The organism is Thalassobacillus sp. B23F22_16 (assembly GCF_043496955.1).
Lineage (GTDB): Bacteria > Bacillota > Bacilli > Bacillales > Halobacillaceae > Thalassobacillus > Thalassobacillus devorans_A.
This window is the reverse complement of sequence record NZ_JBIEKD010000002.1, coordinates 191,982-211,942: the sequence shown is the minus strand read 5'-3', so window position 1 is coordinate 211,942 and position 19,961 is coordinate 191,982. Positions and strand designations below refer to the sequence as shown.

18 protein-coding genes are annotated in these 19,961 nt (G+C 43.1%); 1 reads left to right on the top strand and 17 read right to left on the bottom strand.

The genetic code is table 11. From position 1 onward, the window contains the following. Nucleotides 1-12: 12 nt before the first annotated feature. The 3 genes from ACGTNI_RS03595 to miaA form a co-directional block, all read right to left on the bottom strand. On the bottom strand, nucleotides 13-951 hold the full coding sequence (locus ACGTNI_RS03595) for an AAA family ATPase (RefSeq protein WP_085508421.1): 939 nt from the start codon (nucleotides 949-951) through the stop codon (nucleotides 13-15). 107 nt (nucleotides 952-1,058) lie between these two features. Continuing rightward, the gene (gene hfq / locus ACGTNI_RS03590; RefSeq protein WP_085508419.1) at nucleotides 1,059-1,283 is read right to left on the bottom strand and encodes an RNA chaperone Hfq; all 225 of its coding nucleotides are present in this window, start codon (nucleotides 1,281-1,283) and stop codon (nucleotides 1,059-1,061) included. 39 nt (nucleotides 1,284-1,322) lie between these two features. Beyond that, a complete protein-coding gene (gene miaA, locus ACGTNI_RS03585) occupies nucleotides 1,323-2,258 on the bottom strand; it encodes a tRNA (adenosine(37)-N6)-dimethylallyltransferase MiaA (RefSeq protein WP_394460099.1) in 936 nt (311 codons plus the stop codon). Nucleotides 2,259-2,534: 276 nt separating this feature from the next. Between miaA and ACGTNI_RS03580 the strand changes: the two genes are divergently transcribed. After that, nucleotides 2,535-2,891, top strand: a complete 357-nt coding sequence (locus ACGTNI_RS03580; RefSeq protein WP_062445918.1) for a helix-turn-helix domain-containing protein — start codon at nucleotides 2,535-2,537, stop codon at nucleotides 2,889-2,891. Nucleotides 2,892-2,942: 51 nt separating this feature from the next. On the opposite strand, the gene ACGTNI_RS03575 is transcribed toward ACGTNI_RS03580, so the two are convergent. The 14 genes from ACGTNI_RS03575 to ymdB all read right to left on the bottom strand — a co-directional run bounded on the left by ACGTNI_RS03575 (nucleotide 2,943) and on the right by ymdB (nucleotide 19,850). Then, on the bottom strand, nucleotides 2,943-3,509 hold the full coding sequence (locus tag ACGTNI_RS03575; RefSeq protein ID WP_394460097.1) for a hypothetical protein: 567 nt from the start codon (nucleotides 3,507-3,509) through the stop codon (nucleotides 2,943-2,945). Between the two features lie 79 nt (nucleotides 3,510-3,588). After that, complete coding sequence (mutL, locus tag ACGTNI_RS03570; RefSeq protein ID WP_394460095.1) at nucleotides 3,589-5,451, bottom strand: DNA mismatch repair endonuclease MutL; 1,863 nt, start codon at nucleotides 5,449-5,451, stop codon at nucleotides 3,589-3,591. Between the two features lie 16 nt (nucleotides 5,452-5,467). After that, a complete protein-coding gene (gene mutS, locus ACGTNI_RS03565; protein ID WP_394460093.1) occupies nucleotides 5,468-8,044 on the bottom strand; it encodes a DNA mismatch repair protein MutS in 2,577 nt (858 codons plus the stop codon). Between the two features lie 89 nt (nucleotides 8,045-8,133). Then, on the bottom strand, nucleotides 8,134-8,331 hold the full coding sequence (locus ACGTNI_RS03560) for a hypothetical protein (protein ID WP_085508407.1): 198 nt from the start codon (nucleotides 8,329-8,331) through the stop codon (nucleotides 8,134-8,136). Between the two features lie 433 nt (nucleotides 8,332-8,764). Continuing rightward, nucleotides 8,765-9,325, bottom strand: coding sequence for an outer spore coat protein CotE (locus ACGTNI_RS03555; protein WP_062445914.1), 561 nt, complete (start codon nucleotides 9,323-9,325; stop codon nucleotides 8,765-8,767). Nucleotides 9,326-9,508: 183 nt separating this feature from the next. Then, the gene (locus ACGTNI_RS03550) at nucleotides 9,509-9,934 is read right to left on the bottom strand and encodes a YlbF/YmcA family competence regulator (RefSeq protein WP_085508405.1); all 426 of its coding nucleotides are present in this window, start codon (nucleotides 9,932-9,934) and stop codon (nucleotides 9,509-9,511) included. A 2-nt stretch (nucleotides 9,935-9,936) separates the two neighbouring features. After that, the gene (miaB, locus tag ACGTNI_RS03545) at nucleotides 9,937-11,508 is read right to left on the bottom strand and encodes a tRNA (N6-isopentenyl adenosine(37)-C2)-methylthiotransferase MiaB (protein WP_394460090.1); all 1,572 of its coding nucleotides are present in this window, start codon (nucleotides 11,506-11,508) and stop codon (nucleotides 9,937-9,939) included. Nucleotides 11,509-11,639: 131 nt separating this feature from the next. Further along, entirely contained in the window at nucleotides 11,640-12,818 is a 1,179-nt protein-coding gene (locus ACGTNI_RS03540) for a glycine C-acetyltransferase (RefSeq protein ID WP_085508401.1), read from the bottom strand. A 136-nt stretch (nucleotides 12,819-12,954) separates the two neighbouring features. Then, nucleotides 12,955-13,995, bottom strand: coding sequence for an L-threonine 3-dehydrogenase (gene tdh / locus ACGTNI_RS03535; protein WP_394460088.1), 1,041 nt, complete (start codon nucleotides 13,993-13,995; stop codon nucleotides 12,955-12,957). Nucleotides 13,996-14,222: 227 nt separating this feature from the next. Next, entirely contained in the window at nucleotides 14,223-15,089 is an 867-nt protein-coding gene (locus ACGTNI_RS03530; RefSeq protein ID WP_085508399.1) for a 2-oxoacid:ferredoxin oxidoreductase subunit beta, read from the bottom strand. Further along, nucleotides 15,090-16,835 (bottom strand): 2-oxoacid:acceptor oxidoreductase subunit alpha, encoded by a 1,746-nt coding sequence (locus ACGTNI_RS03525; RefSeq protein ID WP_394460085.1) that lies wholly within the window; start codon nucleotides 16,833-16,835, stop codon nucleotides 15,090-15,092. Between the two features lie 212 nt (nucleotides 16,836-17,047). Beyond that, nucleotides 17,048-17,974 (bottom strand): dipeptidase, encoded by a 927-nt coding sequence (locus ACGTNI_RS03520; protein WP_394460083.1) that lies wholly within the window; start codon nucleotides 17,972-17,974, stop codon nucleotides 17,048-17,050. A 710-nt stretch (nucleotides 17,975-18,684) separates the two neighbouring features. Then, nucleotides 18,685-18,945 carry a stage V sporulation protein SpoVS gene (gene spoVS, locus ACGTNI_RS03515; protein ID WP_085508395.1) on the bottom strand — a complete coding sequence of 87 codons (261 nt, stop codon included), beginning with the start codon at nucleotides 18,943-18,945 and terminating at the stop codon, nucleotides 18,685-18,687. A gap of 107 nt (nucleotides 18,946-19,052) precedes the next feature. Next, nucleotides 19,053-19,850, bottom strand: coding sequence for a 2',3'-cyclic-nucleotide 2'-phosphodiesterase (gene ymdB / locus ACGTNI_RS03510; RefSeq protein WP_085508393.1), 798 nt, complete (start codon nucleotides 19,848-19,850; stop codon nucleotides 19,053-19,055). Between the last annotated feature and the right edge of the window lie 111 nt (nucleotides 19,851-19,961).

The following is a 19,961-nucleotide window of genomic DNA, read 5'->3' as shown; positions in this document are numbered from 1 at the left end:
CGTGGATAATAATTATCCTCCCCCAACCTCTTCGAATATAATATCTTTAGCTTCTATTGTCATTAGTACCTCTTTATTGATGGTGGAACATCGCATCATTCGGATGGCATGTTTTCGGATGGCATCTTCAATGATGTTCCGCACATAGCGTCCATTTGAAAAATTGTACGGCGACCGCTGCAGCAACGAATGGAAATGCTGTTTCAATTTCCATTGGGCTTCATTGGACAGTTTATAATCTTTCAGCTCTGCCATGTCGTGTGCTATTTCCAGCAATTCACCTGGCGTATAATCCGGGAACTCCAGTGTAATAGGAAAGCGGGATTTCAACCCGGGATTCAAAGTCAGGAACCTGGTCATTTCACGCGGGTATCCTGCCAGAATCAAAATAAACTCACTATGATGATCTTCCATACACTTCACAATGGTATCTACTGCTTCTTTCCCGAAATCTTTTTCCCCACCACGTGCGAGAGAGTAGGCTTCATCAATGAACAAAACACCACCAAGCGACTTTTTTATCAAATCTTTTGTTTTCTTCGCCGTATGGCCAATGTACTCCCCTACCAGATCACTCCGGTCTGCTTCGATAAAATGCCCTTTCGATAACAGGTTCATATCATAAAAAATCTTCGCCAGCGCGCGTGCGACGGTTGTTTTCCCCGTGCCGGGATTCCCTTTGAACATCATATGAAGCACTTGGTTTTCCGTAGTTAGCCCCACTTGCCTGCGTTTTTCCTTAACAAGAACCTGCGCATAGATCTCTTTTACCTTTTCACGCAGACGATCCATGCCGATGAAAGCATCCAAATGATCTTCAATTAGCTGAAACGGGTCCGCTTTACCGTTCTCCACAGGGGCCAGTGCTGCCCTGTCAGCATTATCTTCTTTCCGGTCTTTTAAAATAATGTTGATTTTACCTTGTTGGTTATGGGTCAGTTGGGAACTCATTAGATCACCCCTTATTCCCTAACACTATACGTATGACAGCCTCAATGTGTGACAAACGCCCAGGCGCATTGAAAAACGGATGCCAGAAGCATCCGTTTCACTGTCCATTATTCTTTATCTAAAGAAACGTTTTTGGTTGGAGCAAAAGTGGAAATTGCATGTTTGAAAATAAGCTGCTGCTTCCCATCCGTTTCCAGCAGAACTGTAAAATTATCAAATGATTTGACAGCCCCTCTCAATTGGAACCCGTTGAGTAGAAAGACGGTTACCTGAACGCGTTCTTTTCTTAGCTGATTTAAAAAGGTGTCTTGAATATTGACGGATTGAGCCATGAATCTTCCTCCTCTTTTCTATCTATATTACAACTAATTCTATGTCTGTTCGATCATTCCTGCTAAATCACGCAAAATAATTTGAAACTTTTCCTGAAAATTTTGTTCTGTTACGGAATACCAGGTTACATCCATTTTATTGCGGAAATACGTATATTGTCTTTTCGCGTATCGGCGGGAATTGCGCTTCAATAATTCCACCGCCCGCTCCAGGTGGTACTCTCCATTAAAATAAGGGATAAATTCTTTATACCCGATCGCCCGCATGGACTGCACGTCTTCCAGGCCCGAATCATACAGCTCCCGGACTTCTTCCAACAGTCCTTCCTCCACCATCATGTCGACGCGATGATTGATTCTGTCATAAAGCAGCTCACGATCCATTTCTAAACCAATAAGGATTGGATGGTAGGGAGATTCATCCGACTGGTTCTTTTGATACTCTGACATGGTCATCCCTGTGCTTTCATAAATTTCCAAGGCACGTATTAACCTTCTCTCGTTATTGGGATGAATTTTTTCCGCCTGCTCCGGGTCGATTTCCATCAACTGTTGATAAAGTGCCTGATTTCCTTTCATCTCAAGTTCGGATTCTAAGCGCTCGGTTATTTCACCGCTTCGCTTTTGCTCTGAAAAATTAAAATCATAAAGCACAGATTGAATATAAAGACCAGTCCCTCCAACAATTACCGGAAGCTTTCCCCTGGAGGAAATATCCTCAATTGCTTCTGTGACCCTTTCTTTAAATTCAGCGACTGAAAAGGAATCCTCCGGGTCTTTAATATCGATCATATGGTGCGGGATTCCTTCCATTTCTTCCGGAGTCACTTTTGCTGTGCCAATATCCATGCTTCGATAAATTTGCATGGAATCACCACTGATAACTTCGCCTTTAAATCGTTTGGCTATTTCTATCCCAAGTTTAGTTTTACCCACTGCTGTCGGTCCGACTACCGATACAACCACAGGCTTCATATAGTTATCCACCTTTCATTCACAAACCTCATTATACAAATATTATACACAACAAATCCTGAAGCGGCTAATTACGTAAATGTAAGGGTTTCCACACCCTTGTAACGGAGTTCGTTAGTTAAAAAATAACGGATTCCGTTAGGTGTGTGTAATCATTTTCTTTATCCACAGCTAACTATACCCGTTAATGAGTGGGTAACGAATTACGTTATCTGCAGCAAACAGATGTCCCTATGCCTGCTATCATGGTAAAATTAGCGGTAGGAGGGTTGCCTGATGGTCACAGCGGAACGGATTCGATTTTTACGCATCCACCATAATTGGACACAAAAAAAACTATCCGAAGAAGTCGGAGAGTCCTCTCAGGTTATCTCTAACTGGGAGCGCGGCTATACGACGCCAAGCCTGGAAAATATCGTAGCACTTGCCGACGCACTTGATTGTACGACAGATTATTTATTGGGGAAAAGCGATCAACCATTTGATATTCTTAAAAAGATAAACGACGTACTAGAAGATAAAGGGATCGAGGAAACGGATTTATTTTATGTATATGTATGGGAGGAACTGAGCCGGGAAGAAATCATTCAAATACTGAACTTCTTCCAGTTCATCAGACAATCCCACAAATAGCCTGAGAAGCTGCATTACCTTTCGTGAAAAAGGAACGTCGCTCGCGCTCCCCTATTGTCGGTGTGCTAACTTATATTTGAAGAGTACTGCTTTAATCAGCTGATAGACAATACGATGCTGTGCCAGTAACTGTGCACTGATAAGACGCTCATATCGCGTCAATTCCTGTTCCGCCTCTTCTAAGTTTTCTTCATTAATGACGTTGTCAAAACGAACCACTCCATCCTGGAGAATGGTAACGTTCATCCCGATAAAACGATGCTTGTTATCAATAAAATAATCATAGCCCCTATTATCATTTTTAAAATAGTCACTGACATAAACGACCAGCAATTGGAAAGCTACATCGTTGATGGTATGGAGTTCAGGATTTTCATCCGCTTCCCGTCTGGCGATATGGTAAGATTGTTTAATTAAATTCTCCAGACCAATCCGCCATTCATCCAGTTGCTCCACTCCCCTACTGATGGAAGCGTAGGTTTTTTCGTTCCCCTGATAGTAAGCATTGGCTGCCTCAAATAACTTAGTAATAGCTCCCAGTCTTTGTTTTTCATCATAAAAGTCATTAGTCTCCCAAAGAGTTTCCCCGTTGTTCTTTAGCTTTAACTGTAATACCATCGTATCCCTCCTTCATCCACCATCCCATTCTAGCATAAATAAACTGAAGAACGATATCGCTCTCCAGTTTCTCTTATGTTTACATCACCCGTTTGAACATTTTCTCCATTTCATATTCGGAAAAATGAACGATAATCGGCCGGCCGTGAGGACAGGTGAACGGGTCAGTCGATTTCCTTAGATCTTCAAGCAGCTGAAACATATCATTATGGTTCAAGTAATGATTGGCTTTGATCGACCGTTTGCAGGACATTAATGTTGCAGCTTCTTCCCGAATTTTTTTGATGTCAATCCGTTCTTCACTCATGATCTGTTCCACCATTTCTTCAATCACTTCCATCTCGAAGCCTTTCGGGAACCAATTGGGATGGGATCTGATAATATAGCTATTTTCACCGAATGCTTCAAAAAAGATTCCCACCTGCTTTAATTCTTCATTGTATTCTTCGATTCGCAGCGCTTCCTGCTTGGAGAAATCAAACGTAAGCGGCACAAGAAGCTCCTGCACCTCATTTTCTACTTCTCCCAGTTTTTCCGTATAAAACTCATATTTGATCCGCTCCTGAGCTGCGTGCTGATCGACAATATACAGCCCCTTTTCGTTTTGAGCTAATATATAGGTCCCGTGCAGTTGGCCAATCGGATACATCGCAGGTACTCTCTCGTCATCGGTTTCTGCCTGAACATCTGTACCTTCCATAGCAGCTTCCCTAGGATTTTCCTGGACCATTTCTTTGATAACTTCGTTTTGCTTTTCCTGATAATGATGCTGCCCATAATCATCGAGGTCCAGCTTTTCTTCAGTTTCATGAGTGGCAGAATCAAGCAGATGGTCCATGGATTTTTTCCTCTGTTCGTGTGCTTCTTGTTCCCGTTCTTCATAGAAGTGGAATGCCGGCTGTGTTGAGTTTATTTTTTTGACTGGCTTTTTCTGTTCCGGCGCTTCTGGTATCAAGGTTTCTTTTCTGAAAGTGGATTGGATCGTCGTTTTGACCAGTTCGAAAAGTTCCTGTTCTTTACTGAACCGGACTTCCAGCTTTGCCGGATGAACATTGACATCTACAAGTATCGGGTCCATCTCCACGTTTAATACGACAAGCGGGTTCCTCCCAATCGGAAGGAGCGTGTGATAGCCTTGCATCACTGCTTTATTTAATGTGATGTTACGAATGTACCTGCCATTGATGATAGTTGAAATATAGTTCCTTGAAGCACGGGTCACTTCTGGCTTAGCTATATAACCGGATATTTTGAAGTCTTTCGTTTCTCCTTCGACAGGGACCATCTTTCTTGCTGTTCCCATCCCGTAAATCTGCGCGATAACCTGCAATAAATCCCCCCGACCGGAGGTTTGGAAGAGCTGTTTGCCATTGTGTGAACATGAAAATTTCACATCAGGATGAGCGAGTGCCATCCTGTTTAAAACATCAGTGATATGGCCAAGCTCGGTATGGATCGTCTTCATATACTTCAAGCGGGCAGGAGTGTTGAAAAATATATCATTGACGATGATTTCCGTTCCTTTACGTGCATCACTTTTTGATTTATTGGTCAATTTTCCACCTTCCAGCTCGAGGCGAGTGCCTGCTTCATTTCCAGTCGAAGTCTGAATGGATAAACGACTGACAGCAGCGATACTTGCTAAAGCCTCTCCCCGGAACCCGAGGGTCTTGACGTGGAACAGGTCATTTTCATCCTGAATTTTACTCGTTGCATGACGGAAGAAGGCATGCTCACAATCTTCCTCTTCCATGCCATCACCATCATCGGTTATCTTAATTTGTTGTAGTCCAGCTTCCAGTAATTCTACTTTAATGGATTTGCTATTAGCATCGATACTGTTCTCAACCAGTTCTTTGATAACAGAGGCCGGACGTTCCACTACTTCACCAGCAGCGATTTTATTCGCTAAATGGTCCGGCATCAATTTGATTTTTCCCATGCCCCTCCCCCTTTATTTATCTTTTTATTTGCTTTTGCAATTGATAAAGCTGGTTCATCGCTTCCATCGGCGTCATTTCCATCAAGTCCATATTTGCCAGCTGATCAAGTAATTTACTTTCTGCCCTGGTGCTTTTTCCGGGTTTCTCTTCCCGTACTTCCTCAAAAAAAGTCAATTGCTGCTCATCTGTCGTTTTTGCTTGAGTGTGTTCATTTTTAGTCCCTGTTTCATATTCTTTCAATAGGTCTGTCGCTCTCGTAATCAATGAATCTGGCAACTCTGCCAGTTTCGCTACATGAATTCCGTAGCTTTCATCCGCTGCACCTCTTTGAATCTGATGGAGAAAGACGACATTTCCCTGATATTCTTCAGCACGGACATGAATATTCTGGAGTCGGTCCAAGCTATCTTCCAGTTCGGTCAGTTCATGATAATGGGTGGAAAAGAGCGTTTTTGCTCTGATTTCTACATGAATATGTTCGACGATCGCCTGAGCAAGTGCCATCCCATCATAGGTGCTCGTACCTCTGCCAATTTCATCAAGGAGTATCATGCTGTTTTCGGTGGCATTCGCCAGCGCATGCTTTGCCTCCAGCATTTCTACCATAAACGTACTTTGGCCGGAAACGAGGTCATCGGCAGCTCCTATTCTAGTAAATATCTGATCAAAGATTGGAAGGTTCGCCTCTTCGCATGGTACAAAGCAGCCAACCTGTGCCATGATGGCGGTTAAAGCGAGCTGTCTCATATAGGTGCTTTTCCCTGACATATTCGGTCCGGTAATCACCAGGATATCGGTATCATCATCCATAAAAACATCATTTGGCACAAAAGAAGCGTCTTTCATCACCTTTTCCACTACCGGGTGCCTTCCTTGTTTAATGTCAATCAGCCGTTGATCATTGAAGCCCGGCTGGATATAGCCATTTTTTTCGGAAACGGAGGCGAAACCTTGCAGCACATCAATTTTGCTGATTTGTCCCGCTAGCTTTTGTAAGTCTTCAATGTATTGCTTTACTTTTTCCCTCAACGATAAGAAGAGCTCATACTCAAGTTCCACACTTTTGTCCTGGGCTTCTAAAATCAATGTTTCCTTTTCTTTCAACTCTGGTGTAATGTAGCGTTCCGCATTCGTCAATGTCTGCTTCCGCTCATATTTTCCTTCCGGCAATAAATGAAGGTTAGCTTTGGTGACCTCGATATAATACCCGAAGACACGATTATACCCTACTTTCAGGGATTTGATCTTTGTTTCTTCCCGTTCTCTTCGTTCCAGTTCAGCAATCCACTGCTTCCCATTCTTGGCAGCATCCCGATATTCATCCAGATGATTGTTGAAACCATCTTTAATGATCCCGCCTTCTTTAATGGTGACTGGCGGATCGTCGTGAATACTTTCATCTAATAAATGATAGAGATCTGTCAGCGGATCGATGGATTCATGCAGTCGGCTGATTTCTGCATGGGAAAACTTTTTGAGTGTCTCTTTAATCGCTGGGATTTTACCTAACGACTGTTTTAATTGTAAAAGGTCCCGAGCATTCACATTCCCAAAGGAAATCCGCCCCGACAATCTTTCCAAATCGTAAACAGACTTCAACTGTTCCCGCAGCTCTTCCCGCTCAAAGAATTGATCAAGGAATCCCGACACCTGTTGGTGACGTGCCTCGATTTCTCTTCTGTCTAAAAGCGGTCGTTCCAGCCATTTTTTCAATTGACGAGCGCCCATGGAAGTGACTGTATCATCGACTACCCATAATAAGCTGCCCGTCTTTCCTTGTTTTCTTAATGTTTCCATCAATTCAAGGTTTCGTTTGGAATACATGTCGAGGTTCATATGCTGTTTTAATTCGATTTTTTGTACGGGCTGCAAATGATCCAGGGACCGTTTTTGAGTATGCTGAATGTAATTGAGCAGCCTGCCAAAGCCAATTTTATATTTTTCCTGCTGGATACTTTCCAGTAAGGAGGAAAATGGGGCTTCAATGGTTACATCATCCTGATAAGAAATCGTATAAGCTAAACGTTCCTTTAAATCCTGCTGACAAGATTCAGCCAGGTCAGACGCAATGACGATTTCTTTGACAGGTCGGTTATATAACTCACTGAGCACTGCTCCCCATCCATCCGTAATAAGAGCGATGCTATTTTCTCCGGTTGTAAGATCATTGTAGGCGACTGTGTAGCTGCCATCGTCAAAACCAGTGAGGCTTGCGAGATAATTATTCTCTTTTTCATCCAGCATGTGCCCTTCCATCACTGTGCCAGGAGTGATCAATTGGACAACTTCCCGTTTGACTACTCCCTTAGCTGCTTTTGGGTCTTCCACTTGTTCACAAATTGCAACTTTATAGCCTTTTTCTATCAGGTTTTTTATGTAGTTCGCCGCCGAATGGTAAGGAACCCCGCACATCGGGATCCGTTCGTTCCCGCCATCACGGCTGGTCAAAGTGATCTCCAATTCTCTTGCCGCTTCCAAAGCGTCATCAAAAAACATTTCATAAAAATCACCAAGTCGAAAAAATAAGAAAGCGTCTTTATGCTGTGCTTTGATTGTCAAATACTGCTGCATCATCGGTGTATATTGCGCCATTTGCTATCCCCCAAAACGTTCTATAGTCACTTTCATTATTATAGCATAGATGAAAACCTTCCTTGAAAGGTTGTGTTCGAATGATTCTGTTAAACTTCCATCTTGATTTCTCCAGTAAAGCTCCCTTTAACAGAAGAATCAGTTTCAAGATATGTTGTTTCCGTTACGATAGTAACGGTTGGGAGATCCGGGAAATCACTCGCTTTCCATGGGTGTACGGTGAGCTTCCTCGGGCTAAAGCCCTGCGGGATCTCACCATGTACTTTACTCCCATAGGAGTCTCGCAATTTCCCGGACCTCCTTGTGTTTATGGGAGAAACGGAAACATCGTTATGAAGTCCTTCAACCAAAGGGATAGCTATTTTTAAAAACGTACTTGTAACTATTGATTGTAGAAGACAGTCTCACCTATTACAGGGGTTCTTTTCTCCCATCCTTCAGATGGGTTGGTTGGGAAACTGCGAGACTCCCGCGGGAGAAGGAGCCAGGCGAGACCCCACAGGGAGTGAAAACGACCGAGGAGGCTTGCCGGTTCCCCCCGCAGGAAAGCGAGTAGTTTCCCGGCCAACCCTGCCGCTATTATGGTAAAGAACCCTCACTATCTTGAAACTGAGTCTTCCACAATTCGGCACTTTTGTTGAATAAACCTTTCAAAAAAGTTTAATAAAGCAAACAAAAAGATAATCCCCGCTTTTGTTAGCAAGGATTATCTAAATGGGGTTATTCCTCTTCTTTTCTTCCGAGAAAATCCGGGTCGATCTCTGAAAAATCATCATCGGATAAGTCACCAAAATCAAAGTCATGATCGTGCTTACAGCCCTTTGGATTGACACGGACACAAAGCTTCGTTTCCCCAATTACATCCACGAAGAATTCCCGCTCTACTTCAACCGAAATCTTCTGACCGTTGCTAGTGATGTTGGCTTCCAGGCAGTTCGGTTGTTGTGTCGCTCTTGCAAAGACTTCCAAATCATCGTCAATGCAATTTTCGTCTTTGATGTACAGCGGGACATGGTCGCAATAGTGGACTCTCTCTGTTACGACTTCCGTCTTGGTATTATCATTGTATGAAAACCAGACGTTTGCATCGTAGTGGCCACTTACTTCCACATGCTCCCCTTTTTTCTTGGCGTGATAGACATGATTGATCACCCAGCAGCCCAGGATACTTGATGGACGGTGGGGTGGAGAAATCATGTGTGTCGATTGCGTGAATTTCTTCCCTTTGCCACAAACAGCCTTCGTGATGATCTCACGGTACTCTTGGTCAAAGAATGACATCTCACCTAAAACCTCCCTTTATCATACACAACATCCTATGCTTGAATTGGGCGAAATGTGCACATGCCTTTCCCTTCAAGAAGGATTTGTATAAGGTTTTAGTTCATTCTATGCAAGAGCCTAGATAATTGTACGAAAAAAAACGCTGAAGGGCATATTTCTCCTTCAGCGCAAGGGAAAAAATTAGTGGCCGCAGGCTGAATCGCCAGCTTTAGCGCCTGTTTCTCCTTTGAGTACATCTCCTCCGGTGGATCGGATAACTTCATTAGTCACTTCACGGGCAATGGTATTCGTTACCATTTGTAAAACGTCGTTAATGACTACCTGAGAACTTTTGAACTCTTCTACTACCGGAATAGCGTCCAATTCTTCCTGGAGACGGTCAATTTCTTTTTCTACTTTTTTCTGGGCTTCTGTTTTCCCATAAGCCTGGAAGTTGACGGCCTGTTTTTGTAACGCTTTGATCCTGGAGATATTTTCCTGCACTTTTTTATTTTCATTTATTTTTGCTTCCAGTTGTTTAAAACGATCGATCTCTTCGATATTGGCCATCATCTTAGCCAGTTTCTGTGCTTCTTCTACTACTTGCTTGCGTGTATATTCAGCCATTTCTACTTCACCTCTGCTGCTTCTTCGACCATTTCTCCATCAAGAGACCATGTCTTTGCATTATTTATTTTCACTTTCACAATTTCACCGATTGCGGATTTTGGCCCTTTGAAATTGACCAATTTATTTCTTTCGGTGTACCCGGCAAGTACGTCAGGGTTTTTCTTACTCTCCCCTTCGACCAGTACATCAACAATTTCACCTTCGTATTTCTTCATTGCTTCTGCTGACTGTGCATTGACCAGTTTATTCAAACGCTGCAGCCTTTCTTTTTTCACTTCCATCGGAACATTATCCTTCATACGCGCTGCAGGAGTTCCTTCTCTTGGAGAGTAAATGAACGTATAGGCAGATTCAAAACCGACCTCTTCCACGAGGGTTAGTGTTTCTTCAAACTGCTCCTCGGTTTCATTCGGGAAGCCGACAATGATGTCTGTTGTCAGTGTCGCATTTGGCATCGCTGTACGAATCTTATCTACGAGCTCCAAGTAACTTTCCTGGGTATATTTCCTAGCCATGATTTTCAGGACATCTGAGCTTCCTGACTGGACAGGAAGGTGGATATGATCGAGCAAGTTTCCGCCTTGTGCCAAAACTTCAATTAAACGATCATCAAAGTCACGCGGATGGGATGTTGTAAACCGTACGCGCGGAATGTCTATTTTATGAATTTCATTCATCAGGTCGCCAAGTCCATATTCGAAATCCAAATCTTTACCATAGGCGTTGACATTTTGACCGAGAAGGGTAATTTCTTTATACCCTTGTGCTGCCAGGTGTCTTACTTCCTGAATAATATCCTCCGGCAGACGGCTTCTCTCTTTGCCTCGTGTATAAGGGACAATGCAATACGTACAGAATTTGTCGCAGCCATACATGATATTGACCCATGCCTTGATTTTCCCTTTCCGGGAACGAGGAAGGTTTTCAATGATGTCTCCTTCCTTAGACCATACTTCAACCACCATTTCTTTGCCATACATCGCTTCTTTGACGAGCTGTGGCAGCCGGTGAATATTATGTGTTCCAAAGATCAGATCGACGAACTGGTGCTTTTTCAGGATGCGGTTGACGACTGACTCTTCCTGGGACATACAGCCGCAGACACCAATGATCAGATCAGGATTTTCAGTTTTCAACGGTTTCAGGTGACCGATTTCCCCAAACACCTTATTCTCTGCATTCTCCCTGATCGCGCAAGTATTCAATAATATGATATCGGCTTCTTTTGTCTCATTAGTGGACACGTAGCCCATCTGTTCCAGGATGCCGGCCATGACTTCTGTATCATGTTCGTTCATCTGGCAGCCATAAGTACGAATCATGAATTTCTTGCCCTTTCCAAGGCCGATCATTTCTTCCGGTATATTGAAATCATAATGAACTTCAACATCTTCCTTGCCCCGCTTTTTGGCATCTTTTAAGGAAGGAGGCTGGTAGCTTGTTTCGAAATATTTAATAAAGTCTTCACCTTTCTTATCCTTAATTCGTTTCAGGTTATCCTGGTCGGATTTTACGTCCGCTGGATTCACTTCACGAATTTGACTCATCTGTTTACGCTGTTGTTCATTCATCAACAGTGCTCCTTTCGCATAACATATCTAACTTTCTCATTATATCAACTTTGATGGCAAATTTTAAGAGCAGAAGCTGAAGAATAACACAAAGGAAGGCTGATCAGCATATGTGATCAGCCTTTGTGCTATCAGGAAATGATATTCAATTTCTTGCCGGCACGTTCGAAAGCAGTCAGCGCTTCTTGTAATTCTTCTTTCGAATGCTCCGCAGTGACGATCGTTCGAACCCGCCCTTTCCCTCGTTGTACCGTAGGGAAAACAATTCCTTGGGCAAAGACTCCTTCATTGAATAGTTCGTCTGAAAACTTGTGAGTCAAGGAATCATCGCCGACCATTACCGGAGTGACAGGAGTTTCACTGATTCCGATATCGAATCCGAGAGATTTCAATCCATCTTTAAAGAATTTCGTATTATCCCACAGTTTCTGGATCAATTCAGGCTCTTCCAGTAATACGTCTATTGCTGCATCACATGCGGCGGTTACAGCTGGTGGATGAGAAGTACTGAATAGAAACGGGCGGCCTTTATGAATCAAATATTCTTTTAAGGTCTGACTGCTTGCCACATAACCTCCAAGGACACCGATTGCTTTACTTAATGTTCCTACCTGGATGTGTACTCGTCCATCCAACCCAAAGTGATTGACCGTACCGCGACCATTCTCCCCTAGCACGCCGCTGGCATGAGCATCATCAACCATAACGAGTGCATCGTATTTTTCAGCCAGTTCAACGATTTCTGGAAGCGGAGCAATGTTGCCATCCATCGAGAAAACGCCATCCGTGACAATTAAACGTGTACGATAGTCGCCGGACTCTTTCAATTTTTCTTCCAATGAATCCATATCAACATGTTTGTAGATTTTACGCCCGGCTTTTGTCAGGCGAATTCCATCGATGATGGATGCATGGTTCAATTCATCCGAAATCACCACATCTTCCTCTGTCAAAATAGATGAGAGTACTCCCTGGTTAGTCGTAAAGCCGGACTGAAAAACAAGTGCTGCTTCGGTATGTTTAAACTTAGCCAGCTTCTTTTCATATTCTTCGTGCATTTGCAGCGTCCCGGCAATCGTTCTTACTGAACCGGTACCCGCTCCATATTCACGGACAGCTTTTTCTGCAGCTTCCTTCATTTTTGGATGGGAAGTCAATCCAAGGTAATTATTAGAAGATAACTGAATCACTTCTTTGCCTTTTATCTTAACTCGTGATCCCTGCGGTGATTCCAACGGGATCAATTCCCGGAAAGTCCCCTGGTCTTTCATTTGGTCCAGTTCCTTTTGTAAGTATTCAAAACCTTTCATATACAAACCTCCTCAATTATTTACAAATGTGTAGTTATGTATGCAGGAGGATGAACCTCCTTATACCATGAAGTAATCTTTCTCTTAATAGTATCTCTCATTTACGGATTATTTTTCAACAATCCACATTTTTTAATCAAGGATGCAGTACTACTTTTCCGCATTTCCCTTCATTCATCAGCTGGAACCCTTTCTCAAATTCTTCGAGTCGCAGGTGATGAGTGATCATCGGAGTTAAATCCACTTGTTTCGAATGAAGCAGACGGGAAACCTGTTGCCAAGTTTCATACATTTTGCGTCCGGTTATGCCCTGTACTTCAATACCCTTAAACACGATGTCATTAGTGACATCAATCGTCACTGGTTTCGTCGGCAGACTCAGGATGGACATCCTGCCCCCATTCGTAATCATTTTGAAGCCCTGGTCCATCGCTATCGGATGACCGCTCATCTCACAGACCACATCGATTCCGTGCCCATCTGTCAGTGATTTCGCTTTTGCTACCGGGTCTTCTTTACCAGAATTAACAACCGTAGTAGCCCCCATTTGAGAAGCCAATTCCAGGCGGTATTCGTTCAGATCAAACGCCAGAACTTGAGAAGCCCCTGCTGCTTTTGCTACTCCGACAGCCATCAGGCCAATCGGTCCACAACCGATAACGGCTACTGATTTCCCGGCTACATCCCCGTTTAATACCGTATGGACAGCATTCCCCATTGGTTCTTGAACGGAAGCGATATCCGTCGGCATTTCTTCCGGGTTTTTCCATAAGTTCTCAGCTGGCAGTGCAACATACTCAGCAAAACACCCTTGTGTATCAACCCCTATTATTTGGGTATTCTCACAAATATGATATTTGCCAGTCAGACATTGAGGACAATGGCCACAGACCAAGTGTGTCTCAGCGCTTACATAATCCCCTTCTTTAAATGTATTTACCTTACTTCCCACTTTTACCACTTCACCAGCGAATTCATGCCCGAACACGTATGGCGGGTTAACCCGGCTGGCGGACCACTCATCCCAGTTATAGATATGAACATCGGTCCCGCATATGGAAGTCGCTTTCACTTTAATCAATACTTCATTTTCTTTTATAACAGGAATTTGTACTTCCTGTAATTCAGCACCTACGCCGCGATGATGTTTTACAATGGCTTTCATTGTTCCACTCACAACGAACACTCCTATCCTCTATCAAACTCATAACTATTTATATATCACCATTTTATCAGGCGTAATATTTTTTGCAAATGCATGTGTCCATGTCGAAAAAACAAATGATCGTTGTAGACAGTCGGATTCTCTTCAGCCTTGTAAACATGCTGGTTCAGCGTAATAGAAGCCAAAAAAACCAGGTCAGAATTTTTACTGACCTGGCTTTCGTATCCGAGAAATACCGTTTACATGAATTCACTTACTAGATTATTAAATTTTTCTTCATCGATTTTCAGATCGCTGTCTTTCAATGCGTGTTCGGCGTATCCGTGTACTAAATCCTGATAGGATTGCTGACTGTTGTTCTGATAGATCAATCCTTTAACCAGACTGTTATGTTCCATCAGCGTTGCCATCGCTTTTTTTCTGTCAGAACTATCGTATCCATCAATATCATCTAAGCTGACCAGGTTCTCTTTAAACCAATCATACGTATTGACTTTATTATAAGTAACACAAGGGCTGAATACATTGATCAATGAAAAACCTTTATGATTGATACCCTGCTCAATTAAGGAGGTCAGTTCTTTCAAGTCACTGGAAAAGCTTTGGGCAACAAATGTAGCACCGGCCGATAAAGCCATTTCCATCACGTTTACAGCAGATTCAATCGAACCTTCCGGTGTACTTTTGGTTTTGAATCCCATTTCACTACGTGGTGAAGTCTGCCCTTTCGTCAAACCATATATCTGATTATCCATTACGATATAGGTAATGTCCAGATTACGGCGGATCGCATGGACAGTATGCCCCATTCCGATTGCAAAACCATCACCATCACCGCCCGAAGCAATGACTTTCAAGTCTTTATTCGCCATTTTTACACCCTGAGCGATCGGGAGGACACGTCCATGAATCCCGTGAAAGCCGTAAGAGTTAATATAGCCTGAAATTCGTCCGGAACAGCCAATACCAGAGATAACTGCTAAATCTTCCGGTTCTAATCCTACATTGGCAGCAGCTCGTTGAATAGAGGCCTGTACAGAGAAATCCCCACAACCAGGACACCAATTCGGTTTCACCTTATTACGGAACTCTTTGAATGTCGCCATTTATAACAACTCCTTGCTTCGCTGATGAATTTGACCAGGCAGGAACGGCGTACCGTCATATTGTAAAAGACTATCCATTTTTTCCTGGCTTCCGACGTTCATCTTTATAATATTAGCTAACTGTGCAGTAGCATTGTTCTCGACGACGATTACCTTTTTAGCATGATCTACTAATGCTTTAACTTCGCTTGCCGGGAAAGGATGAACCAGGCGGATTTGAGCGTGATTCACTTTATATCCTTCTTCTTCCAGTCTTCCTTTCGCCTCTTCAATTGCTCCACGTGTGGAATTGAAACCTACAAACAATATATCCGCCTCTTCATGCTTGGCATCCTTATGAACAGGAGTCGGGAATACCTCGGGCAGCTTTTTCAGTTTACGAAGGCGTTTATCCATTTGTGCTTTTCGGTTAGAAGCAAGTTCGCTCGGCTTTCCTGTTTCATCATGTTCTACACCGGTAACATGGAATATGCCATTTTTCGTTCCCGGAAGAATACGAGGGGATACTCCGTCGTCAGTGACCTGGTAACGTTTGAAATACTCACCCTTCTCCAGTTCTGGTAATTGTGGGTCTTCTTGTAATTTTCCACGCCGCACATCAATTTTATCGTAATCCAATGGCTCCACTGTCTGTTTGCCAAGTGACAGCTGCAGGTCAGATAACAGAATGACAGGGACCTGATATTCTTCAGCAAGGTTCAATGCCTCAACCGCATCATTGAAAGCTTCCTGTACTGTACTAGGTGCCATCACTACTTTTGGAATTTCTCCGTGTGTCCCATAAATCATAGCCATCAAATCAGACTGTTCCTGCTTCGTCGGGAGTCCAGTACTCGGACCACCACGCTGGGTATCAACAACAACGAGCGGGGTCTCCGTAATTCCGGCCAGTCCAATCGATTCCATCATTAATGAGAGACCAGGTCCAGCAGAAGCAGTAATTGTGCGAACACCTGCGTAGTTGGCACCGATCGACATCGTGGCAGCTGCAATTTCATCTTCCGTCTGGATGACTGTTCCACCAAATTCCGGCAGCTTTTTTATCATATATTCCATAATTTCTGACGCAGGAGTAATTGGATAGGCAGCCATAAACCTGCATCCACCAGCCAGGAATCCTAAAGCAATTGCATCATTTCCTATCATAAACATACGTTTTTTGCCATCCGCTTTGGCTAATTCCATCTGATGCAAGGAATCTTTATCTTGTTTCCTTACATATTCAGCCCCTTTGACAATGGCTTCCATATTCTTGGCTACGACCTGTTCCCCTTTACGAGAAAAAATCTCTTCGACAACATCCCGGAAAACTTCACACTCTAAGTTCATAATAGCGCTTGAAGCTCCCACAGCAACCATATTCTTCATCAATGATGTTCCAAGTTCTGTCGCTATTTCCGTAAAAGGCACCGCATATAAAGTAACGTCTACTCCTTCTGGCAGTTTCGGATTGAATTTGGCATCTGCCAGAACGATTCCTTTACTATGTAATTCATGTGCATTGACATCGATAGTTTCCTGGTCGAACGCGACGAGTATATCCAAATCATCAGCAATCGATCTTACTTTCTTCGTAGAAACACGAATTTTATTATTGGTGTGCCCACCTTTGATGCGTGAGGAAAAATGACGGTAGCCATACAGGTAATAACCAAGACGGTTTAAAGTAATGGCGAAGATTTCTCCAGTACTTTCAATCCCTTCCCCTTGCTGTCCGCCAACTTTCCATGAAAGTTGTTCAACCATCTAATACACCCCTTTTAATTTGTCCATGGTTCTCTCCCCCGGAACTTCTTAGTTTGATAGAATTTCAATCTATCAAACTGATTGGAAACAACAAAACTATTTCGGCAAAAGTTATTGTTGAATGCAAGCTATGATGTATGTAATATATGTATTTAAATCATAGCCCTTCGGGTAGTAATTTTCAAGCTAATCTGCCAAATTAAAGGTGCTTCTCAATTCCGGATCCGCGGGAATTTGTCGACAAAGTTCTTACAGCTTAATTTTTGCATAGTTGACCTCGTTTGACTGTGACAAAGGTCATTAATCAGAAACTTATAATCTATTATATCTTTTAACCCAATGACTTCATCTTCCGTCCCTTCGAAATCTGAACCGAACCCCAGAACGGATTCACCTCCCATAGCTACTATGTACTCTACGTGCCTGACGATTTCCTGCCTGTGAGCCACTTTTCTTCCATTAATGAATTCTGGTACAAAAGTGATTCCTATCCAACTGTCGCAGTCAATCAAAGCCTGTACCTGGGAGTCATCCAGGTTACGGATATGAGGTGCAATCTTAAAAACATTTGAATGGGAAGCCATGGGATAATCACCTATGTCCATAACATCCCAAAACCCCTGATAGGATATATGGGAGAGATCGATCCAAATCTGTTCTTTGTTCAAGTAATGAACTACTTCCTTCCCAAAAGAAGATAACCCGGCACCTCGTTCTTCTTCTATGCCATCACAGACGGCGTTAGCCTGATTCCATGTAAGTCCGACGATACGTACCCCCATCCGGACTAATGCCTTCAGTTTATGGATATCTGCCCCAATCGAGTGACAGCCCTCCAGTGTCAATATTGCTCCTTTTTCATGCGCTTTTAAATTTAATAAATCTTGCCTGTTACTAATGAACTTCACATCATCATAAGGTGCGACTATTTGTTCAAAAAAAATAGACACCATTTCAAGAGCCACGCTGAATTGTGATTCTTCTTTTACTTCCTCTGGTACAAAGATAGCGAAACACTGTACTTTGATATCACTTTGTTTCCACTTCCTATAATTAAAGCGGAGTTGTTCGCTATCATAGAAATCAACCTTCTTTTCCCATAATTTCCATAACACATCACAGTGCGCATCGATTATCACTGGTATTCTCCCTTCCCAAACCTGGCTTATGAACAAGTCTGTTCTCAATCATGTTTTTCCAGTAAAGCTCCCTTTAATTGAAGACTCAGTTTCGAGATAAATTGTTTCCGTTACGATAGTAACGGTTAGGAGGTCCGGGAAATTACTCGCTTTCCGTGGGCATGTGGTGAGCTTCCTCAGGCTTCGCCTTGCGGGATCTCACCGCTCATGTTCATCCCACTGGAGTCTCGCAATTTCCCGGACCTCTTTGCGTTTATGATAGAAACGGAAACATTGATATGCAGACCTTTAGCTTGAACGGGTGTTTGTAACATGCATCATCGTTCAATATTAATAGCGTTGTGGAAGACACCTTCATCTTGACAGGGGTTCGTTTCTCCCATTCTTCGGATGGGGTGGTTGGGAAACTGCGAGACTCCCGCGGGAGAAGGGGCTAGGCAAGACCCCACAGGGAGTGAAAACGACCGAGGAGGCTTGCCGGTTCCCCCGCAGGAAAGCGAGTAGTTTCCCAGCCGCCCCTGACACTTTTATGGTATAGAACCCTAAATATCTCGAAATCAAGTCTTCGACTTTTCGGCTCTATTGTTGAATAAGTCTCTTATGGTAGATCATAAAAACATTAAGGAGATTCGAAGAGTAAAAAATATAAGCCGTGCTTGGATAGCACGGCTGTTCTTGTCCATTTAATTTTCAATGGAAGAGCTTGTCGTTTATCGAGGTTCGACAATCAATTTAATTGCAGTACGCTCTTCTTCATCAATCATGATGTCTGTAAAAGCCGGAATACAAATAAGATCGACACCACTGGGTGCTACGAACCCTCTGGCGATAGCTACTGCCTTGACGGCCTGGTTCAACGCACCAGCGCCGATCGCTTGAATCTCCGCTGTGCCACGTTCCCTAAGGACGTTTGCTAGAGCTCCTGCTACTGAATTCGGACTGGATTTGGCTGAGACTTTTAATATTTCCATTACTAGCTCCTCCTTCATAAACTATAGTTGTTCCATAACTACTATATTCTTGGAGATGAAGAATATTCCTTTTCATTATGAAGGAATTTTTAGAAAAGTTCAAATAATCAGCCGAAGAAAGGGTGATCGTCGTTAATCATGATCCGTTGGAGTTTCTTTGCCTTTCCTGTGGCTTCATCAACATCTGCCAATACTGCGCTTAGTTGTTTTCTACCCGTTTTTGGGACTTCGAAACGTACAGGGAGGTTTGTGAGAAACCGTTTGATCACAGCTTCTCGCTCCATTCCGAGGATGCCATCGTAAGGGCCAGTCATCCCGACATCGGTAATGTAACCTGTGCCTCCAGGAAGGATTCGTTCATCAGATGTTTGCACGTGGGTATGGGTACCGACATGGATACTGACTCTGCCATCCACATACCAGCCCATTGCCTGCTTTTCACTGGTTGTTTCGGCGTGAAAGTCTAAAAAGATGATATTGGTCCGCTTCTTAGCTGTCTCTATTAACTCATCTACTTTGCGGAATGGGTCATCATTTGGTGATAGGAATGTTCTCCCTTGCAGGTTAAGTACTGCCACCTCGCCATGGTTGGTTTTGACATAGGTAATCCCTTTACCGGGAGTCCCTTCCGGGTAATTGGCAGGCCGCACCATATATTCGGCATCTTCGATAAAATCAAATATTTCTTTTTTATCCCATGCATGATTCCCTAATGTTACTGCATTTCCTCCCCACTCAAGAAAATTGCGGTAAATTTTTTCCGTTATTCCTTTTCCAGATGCGGAGTTTTCTCCATTGATAATGGTCACTACTGGTTGATATTTCGCTTTCAGTTTCGGTAAGTATTCCTGGACCATATCTCTTCCAGGTGATCCGACCACATCACCGATAAATAATATTTTCATTAACCTAATCCTTTCTCACTATATATTCAGATTCAGTTTCACACAGGAAGGCTCCGTTGTCAAAGCTGGGTCATGCAAAGGGAATACCAGGATTTGCAATACTTTAAGCAT

Bases quoted from the DNA above. Each gene is read 5' to 3' on its own strand.
- ACGTNI_RS03595 (WP_085508421.1), bottom strand. From the start codon at position 951: ATGAGTTCCCAACTGACCCATAACCAACAAGGTAAAATCAACATTATT.
- hfq (WP_085508419.1), bottom strand. From the start codon at position 1,283: ATGGCTCAATCCGTCAATATTCAAGACACCTTTTTAAATCAGCTAAGA.
- miaA (WP_394460099.1), bottom strand. From the start codon at position 2,258: ATGAAGCCTGTGGTTGTATCGGTAGTCGGACCGACAGCAGTGGGTAAA.
- ACGTNI_RS03580 (WP_062445918.1), top strand. From the start codon at position 2,535: ATGGTCACAGCGGAACGGATTCGATTTTTACGCATCCACCATAATTGG.
- ACGTNI_RS03575 (WP_394460097.1), bottom strand. From the start codon at position 3,509: ATGGTATTACAGTTAAAGCTAAAGAACAACGGGGAAACTCTTTGGGAG.
- mutL (WP_394460095.1), bottom strand. From the start codon at position 5,451: ATGGGAAAAATCAAATTGATGCCGGACCATTTAGCGAATAAAATCGCT.
- mutS (WP_394460093.1), bottom strand. From the start codon at position 8,044: ATGGCGCAATATACACCGATGATGCAGCAGTATTTGACAATCAAAGCA.
- ACGTNI_RS03555 (WP_062445914.1), bottom strand. From the start codon at position 9,325: ATGTCATTCTTTGACCAAGAGTACCGTGAGATCATCACGAAGGCTGTT.
- ACGTNI_RS03550 (WP_085508405.1), bottom strand. From the start codon at position 9,934: ATGGCTGAATATACACGCAAGCAAGTAGTAGAAGAAGCACAGAAACTG.
- miaB (WP_394460090.1), bottom strand. From the start codon at position 11,508: ATGAATGAACAACAGCGTAAACAGATGAGTCAAATTCGTGAAGTGAAT.
- ACGTNI_RS03540 (WP_085508401.1), bottom strand. From the start codon at position 12,818: ATGAAAGGTTTTGAATACTTACAAAAGGAACTGGACCAAATGAAAGAC.
- ACGTNI_RS03530 (WP_085508399.1), bottom strand. From the start codon at position 15,089: ATGGCGACATTCAAAGAGTTCCGTAATAAGGTGAAACCGAATTGGTGT.
- ACGTNI_RS03525 (WP_394460085.1), bottom strand. From the start codon at position 16,835: ATGGTTGAACAACTTTCATGGAAAGTTGGCGGACAGCAAGGGGAAGGG.
- spoVS (WP_085508395.1), bottom strand. From the start codon at position 18,945: ATGGAAATATTAAAAGTCTCAGCCAAATCCAGTCCGAATTCAGTAGCA.
- ymdB (WP_085508393.1), bottom strand. From the start codon at position 19,850: ATGAAAATATTATTTATCGGTGATGTGGTCGGATCACCTGGAAGAGAT.